The sequence below is a fragment of the Micromonospora pattaloongensis genome (assembly GCF_900107255.1).
In the GTDB taxonomy this organism is placed as follows: domain Bacteria; phylum Actinomycetota; class Actinomycetes; order Mycobacteriales; family Micromonosporaceae; genus Micromonospora_I; species Micromonospora_I pattaloongensis.
Map to the genome: position 1 here is coordinate 11,271 of NZ_FNPH01000010.1, position 18,206 is coordinate 29,476.

Annotated in this window: 20 protein-coding genes; 4 read left to right on the top strand and 16 right to left on the bottom strand. The window is 73.2% G+C overall.

The window, feature by feature from the left end:
• Nucleotides 1-23: 23 nt before the first annotated feature.
• From pheT to BLW47_RS20445, 10 genes are all read right to left on the bottom strand, one after another.
• The gene (pheT, locus tag BLW47_RS20400; protein ID WP_091560487.1) at nt 24-2,519 is read right to left on the bottom strand and encodes a phenylalanine--tRNA ligase subunit beta; all 2,496 of its coding nucleotides are present in this window, start codon (nt 2,517-2,519) and stop codon (nt 24-26) included.
• A 39-nt stretch (nt 2,520-2,558) separates the two neighbouring features.
• The gene (gene pheS, locus BLW47_RS20405) at nt 2,559-3,620 is read right to left on the bottom strand and encodes a phenylalanine--tRNA ligase subunit alpha (protein ID WP_091560491.1); all 1,062 of its coding nucleotides are present in this window, start codon (nt 3,618-3,620) and stop codon (nt 2,559-2,561) included.
• A 171-nt stretch (nt 3,621-3,791) separates the two neighbouring features.
• Nucleotides 3,792-4,661 carry a TrmH family RNA methyltransferase gene (locus BLW47_RS20410; RefSeq protein ID WP_091560496.1) on the bottom strand — a complete coding sequence of 290 codons (870 nt, stop codon included), beginning with the start codon at nt 4,659-4,661 and terminating at the stop codon, nt 3,792-3,794.
• 27 nt (nt 4,662-4,688) lie between these two features.
• Nucleotides 4,689-5,081: a 50S ribosomal protein L20 gene (gene rplT / locus BLW47_RS20415; protein ID WP_091560501.1), complete on the bottom strand. Its 393-nt coding sequence runs from the start codon at nt 5,079-5,081 to the stop codon at nt 4,689-4,691.
• Between the two features lie 32 nt (nt 5,082-5,113).
• Nucleotides 5,114-5,308: a 50S ribosomal protein L35 gene (gene rpmI / locus BLW47_RS20420; RefSeq protein WP_091560503.1), complete on the bottom strand. Its 195-nt coding sequence runs from the start codon at nt 5,306-5,308 to the stop codon at nt 5,114-5,116.
• Between the two features lie 19 nt (nt 5,309-5,327).
• Nucleotides 5,328-5,933 carry a translation initiation factor IF-3 gene (gene infC, locus BLW47_RS20425; RefSeq protein ID WP_091560507.1) on the bottom strand — a complete coding sequence of 202 codons (606 nt, stop codon included), beginning with the start codon at nt 5,931-5,933 and terminating at the stop codon, nt 5,328-5,330.
• Between the two features lie 348 nt (nt 5,934-6,281).
• On the bottom strand, nt 6,282-6,743 hold the full coding sequence (locus BLW47_RS20430) for a PH domain-containing protein (RefSeq protein WP_091560510.1): 462 nt from the start codon (nt 6,741-6,743) through the stop codon (nt 6,282-6,284).
• Nucleotides 6,744-6,780: 37 nt separating this feature from the next.
• On the bottom strand, nt 6,781-7,710 hold the full coding sequence (locus tag BLW47_RS20435; RefSeq protein ID WP_091560514.1) for a DMT family transporter: 930 nt from the start codon (nt 7,708-7,710) through the stop codon (nt 6,781-6,783).
• 34 nt (nt 7,711-7,744) lie between these two features.
• Nucleotides 7,745-8,593, bottom strand: a complete 849-nt coding sequence (gene hisG / locus BLW47_RS20440) for an ATP phosphoribosyltransferase (protein ID WP_091560517.1) — start codon at nt 8,591-8,593, stop codon at nt 7,745-7,747.
• Between the two features lie 44 nt (nt 8,594-8,637).
• On the bottom strand, nt 8,638-8,901 hold the full coding sequence (locus BLW47_RS20445; protein WP_091560522.1) for a phosphoribosyl-ATP diphosphatase: 264 nt from the start codon (nt 8,899-8,901) through the stop codon (nt 8,638-8,640).
• 180 nt (nt 8,902-9,081) lie between these two features.
• On the opposite strand from BLW47_RS20445, the gene BLW47_RS20450 reads away from it, so the two are divergent.
• Genes BLW47_RS20450 through BLW47_RS20460 form a run of 3 tightly spaced genes read left to right on the top strand, consistent with a single transcriptional unit; the run spans nt 9,082 to nt 11,531 of the window.
• The gene (locus BLW47_RS20450) at nt 9,082-9,945 is read left to right on the top strand and encodes an ABC transporter substrate-binding protein (RefSeq protein ID WP_091560905.1); all 864 of its coding nucleotides are present in this window, start codon (nt 9,082-9,084) and stop codon (nt 9,943-9,945) included.
• A complete protein-coding gene (locus tag BLW47_RS20455; protein ID WP_245736818.1) occupies nt 9,942-10,787 on the top strand; it encodes an amino acid ABC transporter permease in 846 nt (281 codons plus the stop codon). Before BLW47_RS20450 ends, BLW47_RS20455 begins: the two co-directional genes overlap by 4 nt.
• Nucleotides 10,788-11,531 carry an amino acid ABC transporter ATP-binding protein gene (locus BLW47_RS20460; protein WP_091560529.1) on the top strand — a complete coding sequence of 248 codons (744 nt, stop codon included), beginning with the start codon at nt 10,788-10,790 and terminating at the stop codon, nt 11,529-11,531. It abuts the gene before it with no gap.
• A gap of 83 nt (nt 11,532-11,614) precedes the next feature.
• Here the strand turns inward: BLW47_RS20460 and ribH are convergent, their stop codons facing one another.
• The 6 genes from ribH to rpe form a co-directional block, all read right to left on the bottom strand.
• Entirely contained in the window at nt 11,615-12,091 is a 477-nt protein-coding gene (ribH, locus tag BLW47_RS20465; RefSeq protein ID WP_091560533.1) for a 6,7-dimethyl-8-ribityllumazine synthase, read from the bottom strand.
• Entirely contained in the window at nt 12,091-13,362 is a 1,272-nt protein-coding gene (locus BLW47_RS20470; RefSeq protein ID WP_091560536.1) for a bifunctional 3,4-dihydroxy-2-butanone-4-phosphate synthase/GTP cyclohydrolase II, read from the bottom strand. Before BLW47_RS20470 ends, ribH begins: the two co-directional genes overlap by 1 nt.
• Nucleotides 13,359-13,964, bottom strand: coding sequence for a riboflavin synthase (locus BLW47_RS20475; RefSeq protein WP_091560540.1), 606 nt, complete (start codon nt 13,962-13,964; stop codon nt 13,359-13,361). The genes BLW47_RS20470 and BLW47_RS20475 overlap by 4 nt, the downstream gene beginning before the upstream one ends.
• A gap of 4 nt (nt 13,965-13,968) precedes the next feature.
• Nucleotides 13,969-15,030, bottom strand: a complete 1,062-nt coding sequence (gene ribD / locus BLW47_RS20480; RefSeq protein ID WP_091560543.1) for a bifunctional diaminohydroxyphosphoribosylaminopyrimidine deaminase/5-amino-6-(5-phosphoribosylamino)uracil reductase RibD — start codon at nt 15,028-15,030, stop codon at nt 13,969-13,971.
• Nucleotides 15,031-15,462: 432 nt separating this feature from the next.
• Nucleotides 15,463-16,425 (bottom strand): GGDEF domain-containing response regulator, encoded by a 963-nt coding sequence (locus tag BLW47_RS20485; protein WP_091560547.1) that lies wholly within the window; start codon nt 16,423-16,425, stop codon nt 15,463-15,465.
• Nucleotides 16,425-17,102: a ribulose-phosphate 3-epimerase gene (rpe, locus tag BLW47_RS20490; protein ID WP_091560551.1), complete on the bottom strand. Its 678-nt coding sequence runs from the start codon at nt 17,100-17,102 to the stop codon at nt 16,425-16,427. The genes BLW47_RS20485 and rpe overlap by 1 nt, the downstream gene beginning before the upstream one ends.
• A gap of 195 nt (nt 17,103-17,297) precedes the next feature.
• Here rpe and BLW47_RS20495 point away from each other — a divergent pair, with 195 nt between their 5' ends.
• Entirely contained in the window at nt 17,298-18,188 is an 891-nt protein-coding gene (locus tag BLW47_RS20495) for a septum formation family protein (protein WP_091560556.1), read from the top strand.
• Nucleotides 18,189-18,206: the final 18 nt, after the last annotated feature.

Below are 18,206 nucleotides of genomic sequence, written 5' to 3' on the forward strand. Positions count from 1 at the left end.
CGTCGATCAGGGCGGAGAGACCGTCAGGCGCGCAGGGCGGCTCCGACCCGGGAGGCGGCCTCGGCGACGGCGGCGTCGCGGGCGACCACCGCCTCCTCGACGGTGAGGGTGCGGTCCGGGGCCCGGAACGTCAGCTTGTACGCCAACGACTTGCGCCCCTCGCCGAGCTGCTCCGAGACGTACACGTCGAAGAGCCGCACCGACTCCAGCAGCTCGCCCGCGCCGTCGCGCAGCGCCCGCTGCACGTCGGCCGACGGCACCCCGGCGTCCACCACCAGCGCCACGTCGATCAGCGCCGGCGGGAAACCGGAGATCCGCGGCGCCGGCGCGACCGGCAGCGCCGGCAGCGCGTCGAGGTCGAGCTCCATCGCGCAGGTACGCCGCGGGAGCTCCAACGCGGAGACCACCGCCGGGTGCAGCTCACCGGCGTACCCGACCACCGTGCCGTCCACCACCAGCTCGGCGCAGCGGCCGGGGTGCCACGGGGCGCGCTCGCCCTGGCGTACCACCACCCGCTCGCCGCGCAGCCCCGCCGTGTCGAGCACGATCCGGGCCGCCTCGACCGCGTCCGCCCAGCTCGCCGGCCGGCCCGCGCCCCACCATCCGCCGGGCTCGACCTCACCGGCGAGCACCGCCGCGACGTGCCACGGCTGGTGCGGCACCGCCGCGTCGGCCGCGGCGAACTCCGCCTCCGACGGCCGGTCGTGCACGCCCATCGCCGACGGCGCAGCGGCCCCCGCGCGCGGATGGAACACCACCCCGATCTCGTAGAGCGCGAGGTCGCGCTGCCCCCGCCCGACGTTGCGGCGCAGCGTCGCCAGCAGCGGCGGCAACAGCGTGGTACGCAGCAGCGGCTCGGTGTCCGACAGCGGGTTGGCCAACCGCACCGCCGCGCGCCGCGGATCGTCGGCCGGCAGCCCGAGCGCCTCGCCGAACTCCGTCGACACGAACGGGTACGACAGCACCTCGACGTAGCCGTTCTCGGCCAGCGCCCGCGCCACCGAACGGCGGCGCCGCTGCTCGTCGGTCAGGCCGCGGCCGGCCGGGGCCAACGGCAGCGCGCCGGGCACGTTGTCGTACCCGTCGAGCCGCGCCACCTCCTCGACCAGGTCCGCCGGGTCGGTCAGGTCCGGCCGCCAGCTCGGCGGGGTCACCGTGAGCCGGTCGCCGTCGGCGGCCACCACGCAACCGATCCGTTCCAACAGCTCGGTCACCCGCGCGGCGGGGTAGGGCACGCCGATCCGGCGCGCCGGCAGGTCGGCGTCGATCACGACCGGGGCGAGCGGGCGCACGTGATCGACGTCGAGGATCTCGTCGCCGACCGTGCCGCCGCCGTACTCGGTCAGCAGCGCGACCGCCCGGTCCACCGCGACCAACGTGAGCGCCGGGTCGACCCCGCGCTCCCAGCGCTTGGCGGCCTCGCTGAACAGCTTGTGCCGTCGGGCGGTGCGCCCGACCATCACCGGGTCCCAGTGCGCCGCCTCGAAGAGCACGTTGACGGTGGCGCCCGGCACGACCTCGCTGGTCTCGCCGCCCATCACCGCCGCGAGCGAGATCGGGCCGGTGTCGTCGAGGATCACCATGTCCTCGGCGTCGAGCACCCGCGCCACCCCGTCCAGGGTGGTGAGCTTCTCCCCCGCCGTCGCCCGCCGCACGACCAGCGGCCCGCGCAGCCGGTCCAGGTCGAAGGCGTGCATCGGCTGACCGAGCTCGAGCATCACGTAGTTGGTGATGTCGACCGCGAGGCTGATGCTGCGGATGCCGGCCACGGTCAGGCGTCGCACCATCCAGTCCGGCGACGGCGCGGCGGGGTCGATCCCCCGCACGACGCGGGCGCTGAACCGGTCGCAGCCGACCGGGTCGCGCACCTCCACCGGGTACGCCGGGGTCGGCGTCGCGCCCGGCGCCGCCACCGCGCCCGGGTCCCGGAACGGCACGTCCAGCGCGTGCGACAGCTCGCGGGCGATACCGCGCACCGACATCGCGTAGCCGCGGTCCGGGGTGATCTCCAGCTCGATCACCACGTCGTTGAGCCCGATCACCGGGCGGGCGTCGTCGCCCGGCTCGGCGGACACGTCCGGCGGCAGCACCAGGATGCCGGCGTGCTCGTCGCTGATGCCCAGCTCGCGGGCCGAGCAGATCATGCCCTTCGACATCCGCCCGTACGTCTTGCGCGCGCCGATGGCGAAGCCGCCGGGCAGCACGCCGCCGGGGAGGATCACGACGACCCGGTCCCCGACCGAGAAGTTCGTCGCGCCGCAGACGATCTCCTGCGGCTCGCCGGTGCCGTTCGCGGCGCCGACGTCGACCAGGCAGTGGCGGATCGGCTTCTTGAAGCCGGTCAGCTCCTCGATCTGCCGCACCTCGCCGACCACCAGGGACCCGGTGATCGTGGCACCCTGGTCGACGATCGCCTCCGGCTCCAGCCCGAGACCGACCAGCGCGCGTTCGAGCTGCTCGACGGTGAGATCGGCGGGCAGGTCGACGTGCTCGCGCAGCCAGGACAGAGAAACTCGCATGACTCAGACCGCCGTTTCCAAAGCTCGGTTCCGCATCGGCTACACCTCGACCCCGAACGCGCGGGTGAACCGCACGTCGCCCTCGACCATGTCGCGCATGTCGCTCACCCCGTGCCGGAACATCAGGGTCCGCTCGATGCCCATCCCGAACGCGAAGCCGGAGTAGACCTCCGGGTCGATGCCGCAGGCGCGCAGCACCCGGGGGTTGACCATGCCGCAGCCGCCCCACTCGACCCAGCGCGGGCCGTCCCGGTGCCCCGGGAACCACACGTCGAACTCCGCGGACGGCTCGGTGAACGGGAAGTAGTGCGGGCGCCAGCGGGTTCTGGCGTCGGCACCGAACATGGCGCGGGCGAAGTGGTCGAGCGTGCCCTTCAGGTGCGCCATCGTGATGCCCTTGTCCACGACCAGGCCCTCGACCTGGTGGAAGACCGGGGTGTGGGTCGCGTCGAGCTCGTCGGTGCGGTAGACCCGGCCCGGGCAGACCACGTAGATCGGCGGCTCCCGCAGCAGCATCGTGCGCGCCTGCACCGGCGACGTGTGGGTGCGCAGCACCAGGCCGGGCAGGTCCAGGTGGAACGTGTCCATCAGGCCGCGGGCCGGGTGGTCGGCGGGGATGTTGAGGGCGTCGAAGTTGGTCCACTCCAGCTCGACCTCGGGGCCCTCGGCGATCTCGTACCCCATGCCGACGAAGAGGTCGCCGATGCGCTCCATCAGCGTGGTCAACGGGTGCCGGGCCCCGCGCGGACGGCGGTCCCAGGGCAGCGTGACGTCGACCCGCTCCTCGGCGAGCACCCTTTCCGCCTGCTGACGCTCCAGCTCGACCTGTTGCGCCGCGAACGCGGCCTCGATCAGGCGACGGGCCTCGTTGACGCGCTTGCCGGCGTCGGACTTGGCGGCCGGCGGCAACGCGCCGATCTCCCGTCGGGCCAGCGAGACGGGGGCGCGGTCGCCGAGGTGCAGGTGGCGGACCGCGGCGAGCGCGTCGAGGTCGGCGGCGTGGGCGAACGCCATCTCCGCGGAGGTGACGGCCTCCTTCAGCGCGCTGGGGTCGAGCAGCGCCGCCTGCTTCGGGTCGTACGGATCATTGCGATAGGTCATGACGAGCGGGCACTCCCTCACGGCGTGCGGCCATCGCGGGCGCAATGGCCATCAGAGTCTACGGACGCGCGGCTTCGCCGTAGCCCACCGGTGCGGGGAGGAGAGCAGGAAGGGATCAGGCCTGCCGCCCGCCGGGACCGGCGGGCCGGGTAAACGAGTGCCGACGGGCGCTCATCGTGACGACTCCCTGGATCGCAATGCTCTGGCCGAAGCGTACAGGCAGACGGCGGCGGCGGCAGCCAGGTTCAGGCTCTCCGCGCGGCCGTGCAGCGGCACCCGGACCCGGGCGTCGGCCGCAGCGGCCAGCTCGGCTGGCAGGCCGTGGGCCTCGGAGCCGAAGAGCCAGGCGGTCGGGCGGGCCAGCCCGCCGGCGTCGGCGAGATCGTCGAGATCGGTCTCGCCGTACCCGGTGGCGGCCAGCACGGCCAGGCCGGACGCGCGCAGCGCCGCCACCACCGCGGCCGGGTCGGCGGCGCGCACCACGTCCACGTGGAAGAGGCTGCCGGCGGTGGCGCGCACACACTTGCCGTTGTACGGGTCCACCGCGTCGCCGGCGAAGACCACCGCGCCCGCCCCGGCCGCGTCCGCGGTGCGCAGCACGGTCCCGGCGTTGCCGGGGTCACGGATCTCGGCGAGCACCGCGGCCAGCCGGGGCGGCTCACGCAGCGCCGCGGCCAGCGGTACGTCGCGGTGGGCGCAGACCGCCACGACCCCCTGCGGGGCGACGGTCTCGGTCAACGCGGCGAGCCCGTCGTCGGTCACCGGCGAGACCGGCACCCCGGCCGCGGCCGCGGCGGCGGCCAGTTCGGGATAGCGGTCGAGGCCGGCTTCGGTGCCGAAGAGCTCGTGGACCACGCCCGGCACGGTGAGCGCCTCCCGGACCGCCTGTGGTCCCTCGGCCAGGAACCGGCCGGTCTCGTCGCGTTCGCGGCGCCGCTGCAGGCGCCGGGCCGCCACGATCCGCGGGGTACGGGCGGTGAAGCGCGGCGCGTCGGAGTCCCAGACGCGATCGAGGCGCCCCTCATGCGGATGCATCGACATGAGAGACGCCTCGATAACGCGTGCTGGTCAGGCGGCCTGCGCGGCGGCGCCGCCGGTGCCCTCGGCCGCGACGGCGGCACGGGCGATCTCGACCATGCCCTTGAACGCGACCTCGTCGTTGACGGCGAGGTCGGCCAGGATCTTGCGGTCGACCTCGACGCCGGCCAGCTTGAGGCCCTGGATCAGGCGGTTGTAGGTCATCCCGTTGGCGCGGGCACCCGCGTTGATCCGGGTGATCCACAGCTGCCGGAAGTCGCCCTTGCGGTCGCGACGGTCCCGGTAGGCGTACTGCATCGAGTGCAGCACCTGCTCCTTGGCCTTGCGGTAGAGGCGGGAGCGCTGACCGCGGTAACCGCTCGCGGTCTCCAGCAGGGCGCGGCGCTTCTTCTGGGCGTTAACAGCCCGCTTGACGCGTGCCATCTCACGTACTCCTTCAGGTCAGGTGGCGCGCGTCAGCGGCCGAGCAGCTTCTTGATTCGCTTGACGTCGGCCTTGGCGACCTCGGCCACGCCGGTCAGCCGGCGGGTCCGCTTGGAGGACTTACCCTCCAGCAGGTGGCGCTTGCCGGCCTGCTCGGCGACGATCTTGCCGCTGCCGGTGCGCTTGACCCGCTTGCCCATCCCGGTGTGGGACTTCATCTTCGGCATCTGAAACGTCTCTCCCCTGTTACTCGCCGGTGGTCCCGGCGGGTCCGGCCGCCTCGGCCGGCGGCGCCGTCTCGGCACCGGCCTCCCGCTCGCGCGGCGAGCCCGCCTTGGCGGCCGTGGCGGACGCCTTGACGGCTCGGTGCGGAGCCAAAACCATGATCATGTTACGGCCGTCCTGCTTCGGAGCGGCCTCGACGTAGCCCAGCTCCGAAATCTCGGACTCGAGCCGGCGCAGGAGCCGGTAACCCAGCTCCGGGCGGCTCTGCTCCCGACCGCGGAACATGATCGTCACCTTGACCTTGTCACCGGCCTTGAGGAACCGCACCACGTGACCCTTTTTGGTCTCGTAGTCGTGCGGGTCGATCTTCGGCCGGAGCTTCATCTCCTTGATGACGGTCTGCTGCTGGTTCCGCCTGGCTTCGCGCGCCTTGAGTGCACTCTCGTACTTGAACTTGCCGAAGTCCATGAGCTTGCACACCGGCGGGCGCGCCATCGGCGCAACCTCGACCAGGTCCAGGTCGACGTCCGCGGCCAGCTGCAGGGCGCGCTCCAGCGGGACGATGCCCACCTGCTCACCCTCAGGGCCGACCAGTCGGACCTCACGTGCCCGGATCTGTTCGTTCACGCGTGGCTCGACGCTGATGGGGCCTCCTCGAGTCCGTTCTCCTCGGTGCCGACCCCCGTCGGCCCCCCGGTTGGGAACCGACCCGGGAAAGCAGAAGGCCCCGGCACATGCCAGGGCCCACTCGACCGGTCAACGGCGTCGTAACGACGCGTGACCCGAGCCGGACTGCTCCGACCCGGGTGACCGGACCCGGCCACCAGATGGGCGACTCGGGTGGGAGCAGGCGCTCCGCTTTGCGGCTGTCACGCGTGGTGACAGCGCGGTCGACGCAGCAAGGCTAGCAGGTCGGCGCGCCATCGGCGAACCGGGGGTTCGCGTTCGCCGATGCGACGTCCCCGCGGGGCGCCGCTACCGGACGGGCACCTGCTGCTGGTGGGCGGCGTGCAGCGCGCGCAGCGCCCGGACGCCCTCCACGGCGCGCTCCCGGTCGACCACCTGCAGCGCCACCATCGGGATCAGATCGTCGTCGTGCAGCTCCAGACTCGCCCACGCGGCGCCCCGATCGAAGCGCACCGCCCGCACGACCTCCCAGGGCAGCTCGTACGAGCCGATCACGTTGCGGACCCGGACGCCGCGCGCGTCGGCCTCCACCCTCGGACGGGTGAAGAGCAGGATGATCGCCGCGCCGAACAGGCCGAGCCCGACCATGGCGAGCTGGTCGCCGCGCTGGAACGCCCCCATCCCCCCGCCGGTGGCCCCGCGCAACGCCGTGCCGACCAGGGTGAAGGTGATCAGCAGCGCGGCGGCGAGCAGCCAGCACGTCACCCTGATCCGGTGCGGCCGCAGACGGAGGACGTCGGAGGAGGTCACGTACCGAGTGTGCCACCAGCCCCCGGTCGCGCCGCCGTCAGGTGCCGGTGGCGACCGGACGCACGGCACGGCCGGAGACGACCACCGCGAGCAGCGTGAGCACCGCGCCGGCCAGCAACGCCGGCGTGACGGCGGGCTTGCCCGGCAGTAGCACGTCGAGCAGCATCGCCCCGGCCAGCTGCCCGCCCACCACGCTCAACCCGGTCCGCAGCACGCCCACCGAGCGGACGCTGAGCAGCAGGATCACCACGATGCAGACGCCGAGCAGCCCTCCGCAGTAGAGGTACCACTGCGACGGCCATCGCGCGTGGGCGGCGGCGCCGAACGCCCCGACCGCCGCCGCCACCGCCAGGATCAGCGGGGTGCCGACCGCGAAGTTCACCGCCGTGCCGGCCGCGGTGGTGCTGGCGGCCGAGACCCGCCCGTTGAGCGCCGACTGCAGCGCCACGGCGAGCCCGGCCGCGACGGCGAGCAGGACCACGCCGACGGCGAACTCGCCGACCGGGCGGCCGAGCTGGGACAGCGCCACCGCGCCGATGCCCAGCAGCGCCCCGGCGACCCGCGGGCCCGTCAACGCGAGCCGACCGGCCGGGGCGAGCCCGGTGCGGTCCACCGCGAGCCCGCCGAGACTGTTCCCCGCCACCTGGGCGATCGTGAAGACCGCGACGCCGAGCACCGGCACGGCGTAGGTGGCGGCCGTGACCAGGAACGCCCCGCCCGCCCCGCCGAGGTACGCCCACCACGGCAGCCGGGCGTGCCGCAGCGCGCGCAGGCCGCTGCGCATCGAGGGCATCAGGAACAGCCCGGCGAGCACGATCAGGCAGCCGCCGAGGTTGTTCACGACCGCGCCGAGCACGGCGCTGCCGACCCGGACGCCCAGCTCGGCGTTGGCCGCGCTCTGCGCCGCCGACGCGACGCCGCCGAGCCCGGCGAGGCAGAGCGCCGCCCAGGGGGGCAGCGCCTTCACCGCCGGCCCGTCCCGGCCGGCGCCCCCACCGGCGTCACAGCCGGCACGCGTGGATGTCCGTGACCAGGATCGCGCGGGCCCCGAGGTCGTACAGCTCGTCCATGATCCGGTGCATCTCGGCGCGCGTCACCATCGCCTGCACCGCCACCCAGCCCTCGCGGTGCAGCGGGGAGATCGTCGGCGACTCGATGCCGGGGGTCAGCGCGGTGGCCCGCTCGAGCAGGTCGGCGCGGACGTCGTAGGCGAGCATCACGTACTTGCGGGCGACCAGCACGCCCTGCAGCCGCCGGATCAGCTGGTCGACCTGGTGGCCGCCGGCCGGGGCGTCGACCCGGCGGATCAGCACCGCCGAGGAGCGCAGGATCGGCTCGCCGACGATGGCCAGCCCGGCCTGCCGCAGCGTGGCGCCGGTGGAGACGACGTCGGCCACGATGTCGGCGACGCCGAGCCGGACCGCGTTCTCCACGGCGCCGTCGAGCCGGACAACAGAGGCGGTGAGCCCGTGCTCGTCGAGGTAGCGGGCGACGACGCCGGGGTAGGCGGTCGCCACGCGCCGGCCGTCGATCTCCTCGACCTTCGAGATGGTCCCCGCCGGGGCGGCGAACCGGAACGTCGCTGCGCCGAAGTCCAGGTCGAGGACCTCCTCGGCGGGGATGGCGGCGTCGACCAGCAGGTCCCGCCCGGTGATGCCGAGATCGAGATCGCCGGAGCCGACGTAGGTGGCGATGTCGCGGGGGCGCAGGTAGAAGAACTCGACCTCGTTGGCCTCGTCCCGGCAGACGAGATCCCGGTCGTCGGTGCGCTGGGCGTAGCCCGCCTCGCGCAGCATGCGGGTCGCGGGCCCGGAGAGGGTGCCCTTGTTCGGGATGGCGATGCGCAGCATCTCAGGTGCTCCTTCGATCGAAACGGTTGTCGCGACGGGGCACGTCAGAGATGTCGGTAGACGTCCTTGAGGTCGAGTCCGGTGGCCAGCATCAGCACCTGGGCCTGGTAGAGCAGCTGCGAGATCTCCTCCGCCGCCCGTTCCGGCCCCTCGTGCTCGGCCGCCATCCACGCCTCGGCCGCCTCCTCGACGACCTTCTTGCCGATCGCGTGCACGCCGGCCTCCAACGCCGCCACGGTCCCCGACCCCGGCGTGCGGGCGGCGGCCTTGGCCTGCAGCTCGGCGAACAGCTCCTCGAACGTCTTCACGGCTGCCGATTCTCGCAGCCGGCCACGGGCGGCCCGCCGGCCGGGTCGTCGTGCCGCCCACCAGGTGGACCGGCGGCGGACGAGGCGACGCCGGGCCGCGACGAAATTGTGGCCAACCTGACGTTTTCCCTGCTGGGACGCGGATCGGCCGGCGCGCCGTACACCCCTATGCTGTCGGCCATGCCTAGCCGATCCATCCCCGTCGCGCTCGCGGGCGCGAGCGTGCTCCTCGCCGCCGTCGCCGGCTGCGCCCCGCAGGAGTCGACCCCGTCCACCCCCAGCGCCAGCGGGCTCGCGTGCGGCAAGGACGCGCTGAAGACCCGGACCGGCGGCAAGCTGACGATCGGCACGGACGACCCGGCGTACGAGCCGTGGTTCACCGAGAACAAGCCGGAGAACGGCAAGGGCTTCGAGTCCGCGGTCGCGTACGCGGTGGCGGAGAAGCTCGGTTACGCCCGGGCGGACGTGGTCTGGACGCGGGTCACGTTCAACAACGCGATCGCCCCGGGCCCGAAGCCGTTCGACTTCGACATCAACCAGTTCTCCGTGACGGAGGAGCGCAGGAAGGCGGTCGACTTCTCGTCGCCGTACTACCTCGTGCGGCAGACCGTCATCGCGCTGAAGGGCTCGAAGATCGCCGGCGCGAAGTCGCTGGCCGACCTCAAGGGCGCCACGCTCGGCGCGCAGGTCGGCACGACCAGCTACCAGGCAATCACCGACGTGATCAAGCCCAGCGGCAAGCCGCAGGTCTACAACTCCAACGACGACGCCAAGAAGGCGCTGCAGAACGGGCAGATCGACGGGCTCGTCGTCGACCTGCCGACCGCGTTCTACATCACCGGCGCCGAGATCACCGACGCGACGATCGTCGGGCAGCTGCCGCAGGTCGGCGTGCCCGAGCAGTTCGGCCTGGTGCTGGACAAGGACTCGCCGCTGACCGGGTGCGTGACCCAGGCCGTGGACGCGCTGCGCAACGACGGCAAGCTCACCGAGCTGGAGAAGCAGTGGCTCGCCCAGACGGCGGGCGCGCCCGAGCTCACGTGAGGACCGCGCAGCAACCCCGCTCCGAGGCAGCCCGCGAGCGGACCGTCCACCGGCGACGGCAGACGGTCCGCTCGGTGCTGATCGCCGCCGGGTCCACCGGCGTGCTCGGCACGCTGCTCGTCGTCGCCGTCACCGGCGCGCCCGGCTGGGATCGGGTGAGGGCGTCCTTCTTCGACCCGGGCATCGCCCGCGCGGCGCTGCCCGAGATCCTCGCCGGGCTCTGGCTGAACGTGCGGCTGCTGTTCTTCTGCGCGTTCGGCGCGCTGGCCCTGGGGCTGGTCGTGGCGCTGCTGCGCACCCTGCGCGGACCCGTGTTCTTCCCGGTCCGGGCCCTGGCCACCGGCTACACGTACACGTTCCGCGGTCTGCCGCTGATCATCGTGCTGTACGTGCTGACCCTCGGCGTGCCCGGCCTGCGGTTGCAGGGCATGCCGTCCGTGCTGGTGCTGGGCGGGATCGCGCTGGTGATCACCTACAGCGGCTACCTGGCCGAGGTGTTCCGCGCCGGCATCGAGTCGGTGCACCCGAGCCAGTGGGCCGCCGCCCGGTCGCTGGGGCTGACGTACCGGCAGACGATGCGGCACGTGGTGCTCCCCCAGGCCGTCCGCCGGGTGGCGCCGCCGCTGCTCAACGACACGGTCGCGCTGCAGAAGGACGTCGGGCTGGTCTCGCTGGCCGGGCCGATCGACGCGGTCCGGGCCGCGCAGATCGCCACCGCGGACACGTTCAACTACACGCCGTACATCGTGGCCGGGGTGCTCTTCGTGCTGCTCGCGATCCCGCTGATCGCGGTGACCGACTGGGTGACGCTGCGGGCGGCGCGCCGGCAGGCGGGAGGATAGATGTCGGTGCTCTCCTGCCGGGGGCTGCGCAAGGAGTTCTCCGGCCACGTGGTGCTCGACGGCCTCGACCTGGACGTCGCCGAACACGAGGTGGTCGCGCTGATCGGCGCCTCCGGTTCCGGCAAGTCGACGCTGCTGCGCTGCGTGAACCTGCTCGAGGAGATCGACGACGGCACGATCCACCTCGACGGCGAGCACATCACCGACCCGCGGGTGAACCCGGACCGGGTACGGCAGCGCATCGGGATCGTGTTCCAGTCCTACAACCTGTTCCCGCACATGACCGTGCTGGACAACGTCACGCTCGCGCCGCGCCGGGTGCACCGGCGGGAGCGGGCCGCGGCCGAGGCGCAGGCGCGCGAGCTGCTCGCGCGGGTCGGGCTGGCGGAGAAGGCCGGGGCGTACCCGGACCGGCTCTCCGGCGGGCAGCAGCAGCGGGTCGCGATCGTGCGCGCGCTGGTGAACTCGCCGCGGCTGATGCTGCTCGACGAGGTCACCTCGGCGCTGGACCCGGAGCTGGTCGGCGAGGTGCTGACGATGATCCGGGACCTCAAGGCGCAGGGCATGACAATGGTGCTGGCCACGCACGAGATGGGCTTCGCACGTCAGGTCGCGGACCGGGTCTGCTTCCTCGACGGCGGGAAGGTCATCGAACAGGGCCCGCCCGAGCAGGTCTTCGCCACCCCCACCCACCCCCGCACGAGACAGTTCCTCCACCGCATCATCGAGGCCGGCCGGCTCTGACCCCCCGCGTGATCAAGGGATCCGCGGCGGCACGGGCCGGCCGGACCGCTGCGGATCCCTTGATCAACCGCAGGAAGCGGGGGTCAGGCGGTGTGGAGGGTGCGGATGGCGAGGACGGCGTCGAGGGCGGCGACCGTCGCCGCCCAGCCCTTGTCCTCGGCGGAGCCCGGCAGGCCGGCGCGGTCGCGGGCCTGCTCGATCGTGTTGACCGTGAGCACCCCGTTGCCGACCGGCGTCGACTCGTCGAGCGCGATCCGGGTCAGCCCGTCGGTCACCGACTGGCAGACGTACTCGAAGTGCGGCGTCTGTCCCCGCACCACCACGCCGAGCGCCACCACCGCGTCGCAACGCCGCGCCAGCGCCTGCGCCACCACCGGCAGCTCCACCGAGCCGGCGACCCGCGCCACCACCACGTCGGCCACGCCGCACGCCTTCGCCGCCGCCACCGCCCGGTCGAGCATGGTGTCGACCAGCTCGGCGTGCCACCGCGTGGCGACCACCCCGACGGTCAGGCCGTGGGCGTCCACGGCCTCCAGCGCCGGCTCCCCGAAACCAGCCACTACGCAAGCCCTTCCGCGATGTCGTCCAGCTCCAGCAGGTGCCCCATCCGGTCCCGCTTCGTCCGCAGGTAGCGGACGTTCTCCGGGTGCGGCCGCACCGGCATCCCCTCCCGGCCGACGATCGTCAGGCCGTACCCCTCCAGCCCGGCGCGCTTGGCCGGGTTGTTGGTGAGCAGCCGCATCGACCGCACCCCCAGGTCGTAGAGGATCTGCGCGCCCGTGCCGTAATCGCGGGCGTCGGCCGGCAACCCCAGCTCCAGGTTGGCGTCGACGGTGTCGCGCCCGAGGTCCTGCAGCTGGTACGCCTGCAGCTTGTGCAGCAGGCCGATGCCCCGGCCCTCGTGCCCGCGCATGTAGAGCACCACGCCGCGCCCCTCCTCGGCGATCCGGGCCAGCGCGGCGTTGAGCTGCGGCCCGCAGTCGCAGCGCAGCGACCCGAACACGTCGCCGGTCAGGCACTCGGAGTGCACCCGCACCAGCACGTCCTGCCCGTCGCCGACCTCGCCGTAGACCATCGCCACGTGCTCGGCGGCGTCGTGCTCGGCCCGGTAGCCGATCGCCCGGAACACGCCGTGCTCGGTCGGAATCCGGGTCTCGACGACCCGGTCCACCAGCGCCTCCGTGCGCCGCCGGTGGGCGATCAGGTCCGCGATGCTGATCAACGTCAGGCCGTGCTCGGCGGAGAACTTCTCCAGGTCCGGCAGGCGCATCATGGTGCCGTCGTCGTTGACCAGCTCGCAGAGCACGCCGGCCGGGCGCAGCCCGGCCAGCACGGCCAGGTCGATCGCGGCCTCCGTGTGACCCGGTCGGCGCAGCACCCCGCCGGGCTTGGCGCGCAGCGGCACCACGTGCCCGGGACGGGCCAGGTCGACCGGGCGGGTAGCCGGGTCGGCCAGCAACCGGATCGTGTGGGCGCGGTCGGCGGCCGAGATCCCGGTGCTGACCCCCTCGCGGGCGTCCACCGTGACCGTGTACGCGGTGCCCCGCGGGTCCTGGTTCGTGTGGTACATCGGCGGCAGCTCGAGCCGGTCGGCGTCGGCCTCCGTGATCGGCGCGCAGATGTAGCCCGACGTGTAGCGGACCGTGAACGCGAGCAGCTCCGGCGTCGCCAGCTCGGCGGCGAAGATCAGGTCGCCCTCGTTCTCCCGGTCGGCGTCGTCGACCACCACCACGGGCCGCCCCGCGGCGATGTCGGCGAGCGCCTGCTCGATGCTGCCGAAGCCGGTCGGCCCGTCCGCGGCCGTCGCGCCCTGCTCGACGATCTGAGTCATGACCGCACCCCCGTCACCATCTTCTCCACGTACTTCGCGATCACGTCGACTTCCAGGTTGACCACCGTGCCGACGCCCTTGTGGCCGAGCGTGGTCAGTTCGAGCGTGGTGGGGATCAGGCTGACCGTGAACCGGTGCTGCGGCGCGTCGGTCACCGCCGCGACCGTCAACGACACCCCGTCGACCGTGATCGACCCCTTCTCCACCACGTACCGGCTCAGTGGCGGCGGCAGCTCGATCTCGACCTCTTCCCAGCGCTCGCCCGGGGTGCGCCGCAGGATCACCCCGACCCCGTCGACGTGCCCCTGCACGAGGTGGCCGCCGAGCCGCGTGGCGAGCGTCGCCGCCCGTTCGAGATTGACCCGGTCGCCCGGCGCCAGCCCGCCGAGCGCGCTGCGGTCGAACGTCTCCTTCATCACGTCGACGGTGAAGGTGTCGCCGTCGACCGACACAACCGTGAGACAGACGCCGTTGACGGCGATCGAGTCGCCGTGTCGGGCGTCAGCGGCGACCAGCGGACCCCGGATGGCGAGCACGGCGGCCTCGCCGTGCCAGTCCAGCCGGACCGCCTCACCCAGTTCCTCGATGATCCCGGTGAACATCTGCTCAGCCTTCTCTCTGCCGCGGCACCGCGGTGAAGCGCAGGTCGGGGCCGACCTGCGTGAGCTCCGTGAACGTCAGATCGATGATCTCGGTGATCGTGCGCACGCCGGCATCGGCCAGGGCCGGCGCCCCGGCGCCGAGCAGCTTGGGGGCGACGTACCCGACGACCTTGTCGACCAGGCCGGCGGCGAGGAACGCCCCGGCGAGCGCCGGGCCCCCCTCCAGCAGCACCGAACGCACGCCACGCTGGTACAGCAGCGCGAGCAGCCGCGTCAGGTCCACGCGGCCGTCCGGCCCCGTCCCGACCTCCGCGCCGGTCGCGATCCAGGTGCGCGCGGCGCCGTCGCGGACCCGCGCGTCCGCCGGGGTTCGGCCGGCGCTGTCGACCACGACGCGCAGCGGCTGCCGGATGGCGAGGCTGCCGTCGCGCAGGTTGCGGGCGGTCAGCCGCGGGTCGTCGGCGAGCACGGTGCCGACCCCGACCATGATCGCGTCGACCGTGCCGCGCAGCGCGTGCACGTCGATGCGGGCGGCCTCCGAGGTGATCCACATGCTGGTGCCGTCGGCGGCGGCGGAGCGCCCGTCGAGGGTGGCGGCGTACTTCCAGATCACGTACGGCCGGTCGCGGCGCACCGCGGTCAGCCACGCGATGTTGCCGGTGGCCGCCTCGGCCTCGCGCACCCCGGTCCGCACCTCGACCCCGGCGGCGCGCAACGTCTCCATGCCGCCGGCGGCGACCGGGTTCGGGTCGCTCACCGCGATCACGACCCGGGCGACGCCGGCCTGCACGAGCGCCTGGGCGCAGGGGCCGGTGCGGCCGGTGTGGTTGCAGGGCTCGAGGGTGACCACCGCGGTTCCGCCGCGGGCGCGTTCACCCGCCTGGGCCAGCGCGACGATCTCGGCGTGCGGACCACCGGCGTAGGCGTGGAAGCCCTCGCCGACGACGTCGCCCGCCGCGTCGAGCAGCACGCAGCCGACGACCGGGTTGGGGCTGGTCGAGCCGAGACCGCGCCCGGCCAGCTCGATGGCGCGGCGCATCGCCTCGTCGATGGAGACGCTCGCCATGGCCCCTCTTCTCCTCGCGTGCCGTTCGGGCGCGCGGGCGGGGGGAACCATCGGCGGCGGTGGAAGCCGGGCCGACGGTAGCGGCGGCGGAGCGGGGGACGGCACGGCCGACCCCGGTGGGCCGGCGGTGACGGCGCCCGTTGAGGCACCGGCGACCGATCGGCCCGTCCGTCCCGCGCGCTGTCTCCCATCCGGACTGTCTGGGCGCCCAGCCGGCCGTCAGGCCAGCCCTGCCCCCAACCGTCGGCCCCGGATTCACACCAGGTCCACCGGCCGTTGGTGACGACCGGGTCGCGGGCTTACCGCGGCTGCCGCCGCGGATCACCGCCGGTTCGGAATTACACCGAGTCCCGCCAGCGCGTGGTGGGTACCCCATGAGTCTTACACACCGACCGGCGTGTGCCGAGGCGGAGGCGACCTACCTCACAGCGGTCAACCGCCCGACAGGCGTCGATCGGTCGCGATGAACGATCCCCATTGCGCCTTGGCGACGGACTTCATCTCGTTCGCCACCGCGATGATCTCCCGCGGATCGCTGAAGCGCCGCTCGCCGGTAGAGAAGGCGACCCCGACCGAGAGCGTCACCAGCGCCGCCTTCTGGACGTTGCCCCGCCGGTCCTTCACCTCAACGTAGCCCCGCTCGGCGTCCGAGGGGTCGTAGAGGTCGTCGGCGGACCGCTCGAAATCGGGGATCGCCCGCTCCATCAGCGGGCGCATCTGCTCGGGCGCGCACACCACCACGAAGTCGTCGCCGCCGATGTGCCCGAGGAAGGCCGGCGGCAGGCCGACCGAGACGACCGCGCGGTGCAGGCTCCGCGCCAGCGCGCTGATGAACTCGTCACCGCGGACGAAGCCGTAGACGTCGTTGACGCTCTTGAACCGGTCGATGTCGATGTACGCGATCGCGTAGTCGGCGCCGCTGCGCACCCGATCGGTGATCTCCCGGCCGACCCGGGCGTTGCCCGGCAGCCCGGTCAGCGGGGAGACCTCGCGGAACTCGCGGGTGCGGCGCAGCGTGGTGGCGACCCGGGCGACCAGCTCGGCGGTGTCGAAGGGCTTCACCAGGTAGTCGTCGGCCCCCGCCGTCAACCCGACCACCTTGTCGACGGTCATCCCCTTCGCGGTGAGCATGATGATCGGCAGCACCGCGGTCATCGGGTCGGCGCGCAGCCGGCGGGTGAGCTCCAGGCCGTCGACGCGCGGCATCATCAGGTCGACCACCGCCAGGTCGGGGCGCTGACGCTCGATCAACTCCAGCGCCTCCTGGCCGTCCTTGGCCCGTACCACGTCGAAGCCGTGCAGCCGGAGGTTGACCTCGACGAAGCGCGCGATGTCCGGATCGTCGTCGACGACGAGGATCAGGTCCGGCCGCTCCTCGGCGGGGTCGACGGTCATCACGGTCGTTGCGTCTGCTCGGCGAGGCGCTTCAGCCGCCGGACGGCCTCGGCCGGGTCGGCGGCCCCGTAGACCGCGGTGCCGGCGACGAAGGCGTCCGCGCCGGCCGCGGCGGCCTGCTCGATCGTGTCGGCCGCGATCCCGCCGTCGACCTCGATCCGCAGCTCCAGATGGCCGCCCGCGACGTGCCGCCGGGCCGCGCGGACCTTGTCGAGCAGCTCCGGAATGAAGCGCTGGCCACCGAACCCGGCCTTGATGGTCATGATCAGCAGCGTGTCGAAGCTGGGCAGCAGCTCCAGGTACGGCTCGATCGGCGTGTCCCGGTCGATCGCCAGCCCGGCCCTGGCTCCCGCCGACCGCAGCTCCTTCGCCAGCGCGACCGGATCGTCGCAGGCCTCCGCGTGGAACGTGACGTTGTACGCCCCGGCGTCGGCGTAGGCCGGCGCCCACCGCCGCGGGTCCTCGATCATGAGGTGCACGTCGAACGGCAGGCTCGTCGCGGCCAACAGGCTCTGCACCACGGGCAGGCCGATGGTCAGGTTCGGCACGAAGTGGTTGTCCATCACGTCGACGTGCAACCAGTCCGCGGCCCCCTCCACCGCGCGCGCCTCCTCCGCCAGGCGGGCAAAATCGGCGGCGAGGATGCTGGGCGCGACGATCGGCGATGGTGCGGTCACCGCGCCAGTGTACGAATCACCGCCGACGCGTGACACGCCCCACCGCCCCCGCGGCGATCCCCGCCGAATTGCTCGACCGGTCGCGCCGCCGGTACCGGCACCCGCACGCGGGCCGCGTCGCATATGCTCCTGCGCCGATGGTCACTCGTCCCGGCGTCGGCCGGAATGATCGGATCCGGCTGGGGAGGGCCTGCGATGCGACGGTGGTTGACCGCGGTGGCGATCGGTGGCGCCGCGGCGCTGGCGCTGACCGGCTGCGGCGCGCCCGCCGGGGTCGACGGGAACCTCACCGACGACTGGCCGGCGATCAGCGAGCCGAAGGTGTTCGTGCCGGCGGCCGGGGTGTGCCACCCGGCCGACGAGCAAACCGCCCTGGTCAGCGTCTACAACCCCGTGGACTGCGCCCGACCGCACCTGTTCGAGACGGTGCACGTGGGCGTGTTCACCGGCGAGCACGCCCAGCGGCTCACGCCGCCACCGGCCGGCTCCCCCGCCGCCCGCGCCGCGTTCGCCGAGTGCGACAGGAAGACCACGGAGTACGTGGGCGGGGAATGGCGCGACGGCCGGCTGGGGCTCGCGATCCGGTACGCCCCCGGCCGTGCCTGGGCGGCCGGCGGCCGGTGGTTCCGCTGCGACGTGACCGAAATGGTCGCCCTCGACAGCTGGCACGAAACGACGCGGACGGCGAGTCTCGCCGCCGCGCTGACCGCCACCTCCCCGCTACGTTTCGGCTGCTTCAACCCGAGGATCGTCAAGAAGAAAGTCGAGGGGATGGAGCCGGTCGGCTGCCGCACACCGCACCGCAGCGAGTACGTCGGCGTCCACACGGCCCCGGACACCACGTACGACAGCTTCAACAGCAATCGGGAGCGGACGCACGAGGGCTGCCGCGACGTGCTCGCCGCGTACGCGAAGGTCCCCAACGACGAGCGGATCCGCTTCCGCGCCGGCACCTTCTTCTACGTCCCGTCGAGGGAGGCGTGGGCCGACGGGGACCGGGGCGTCCACTGCTTCGCGTACCTGAGCGACCGCACGCTGACCCGGTCGATCAAGGGCGTGGGCGACAAGGGGCTGCCGGTCCGGTAGTGCGCCCGCCGCCGGTAC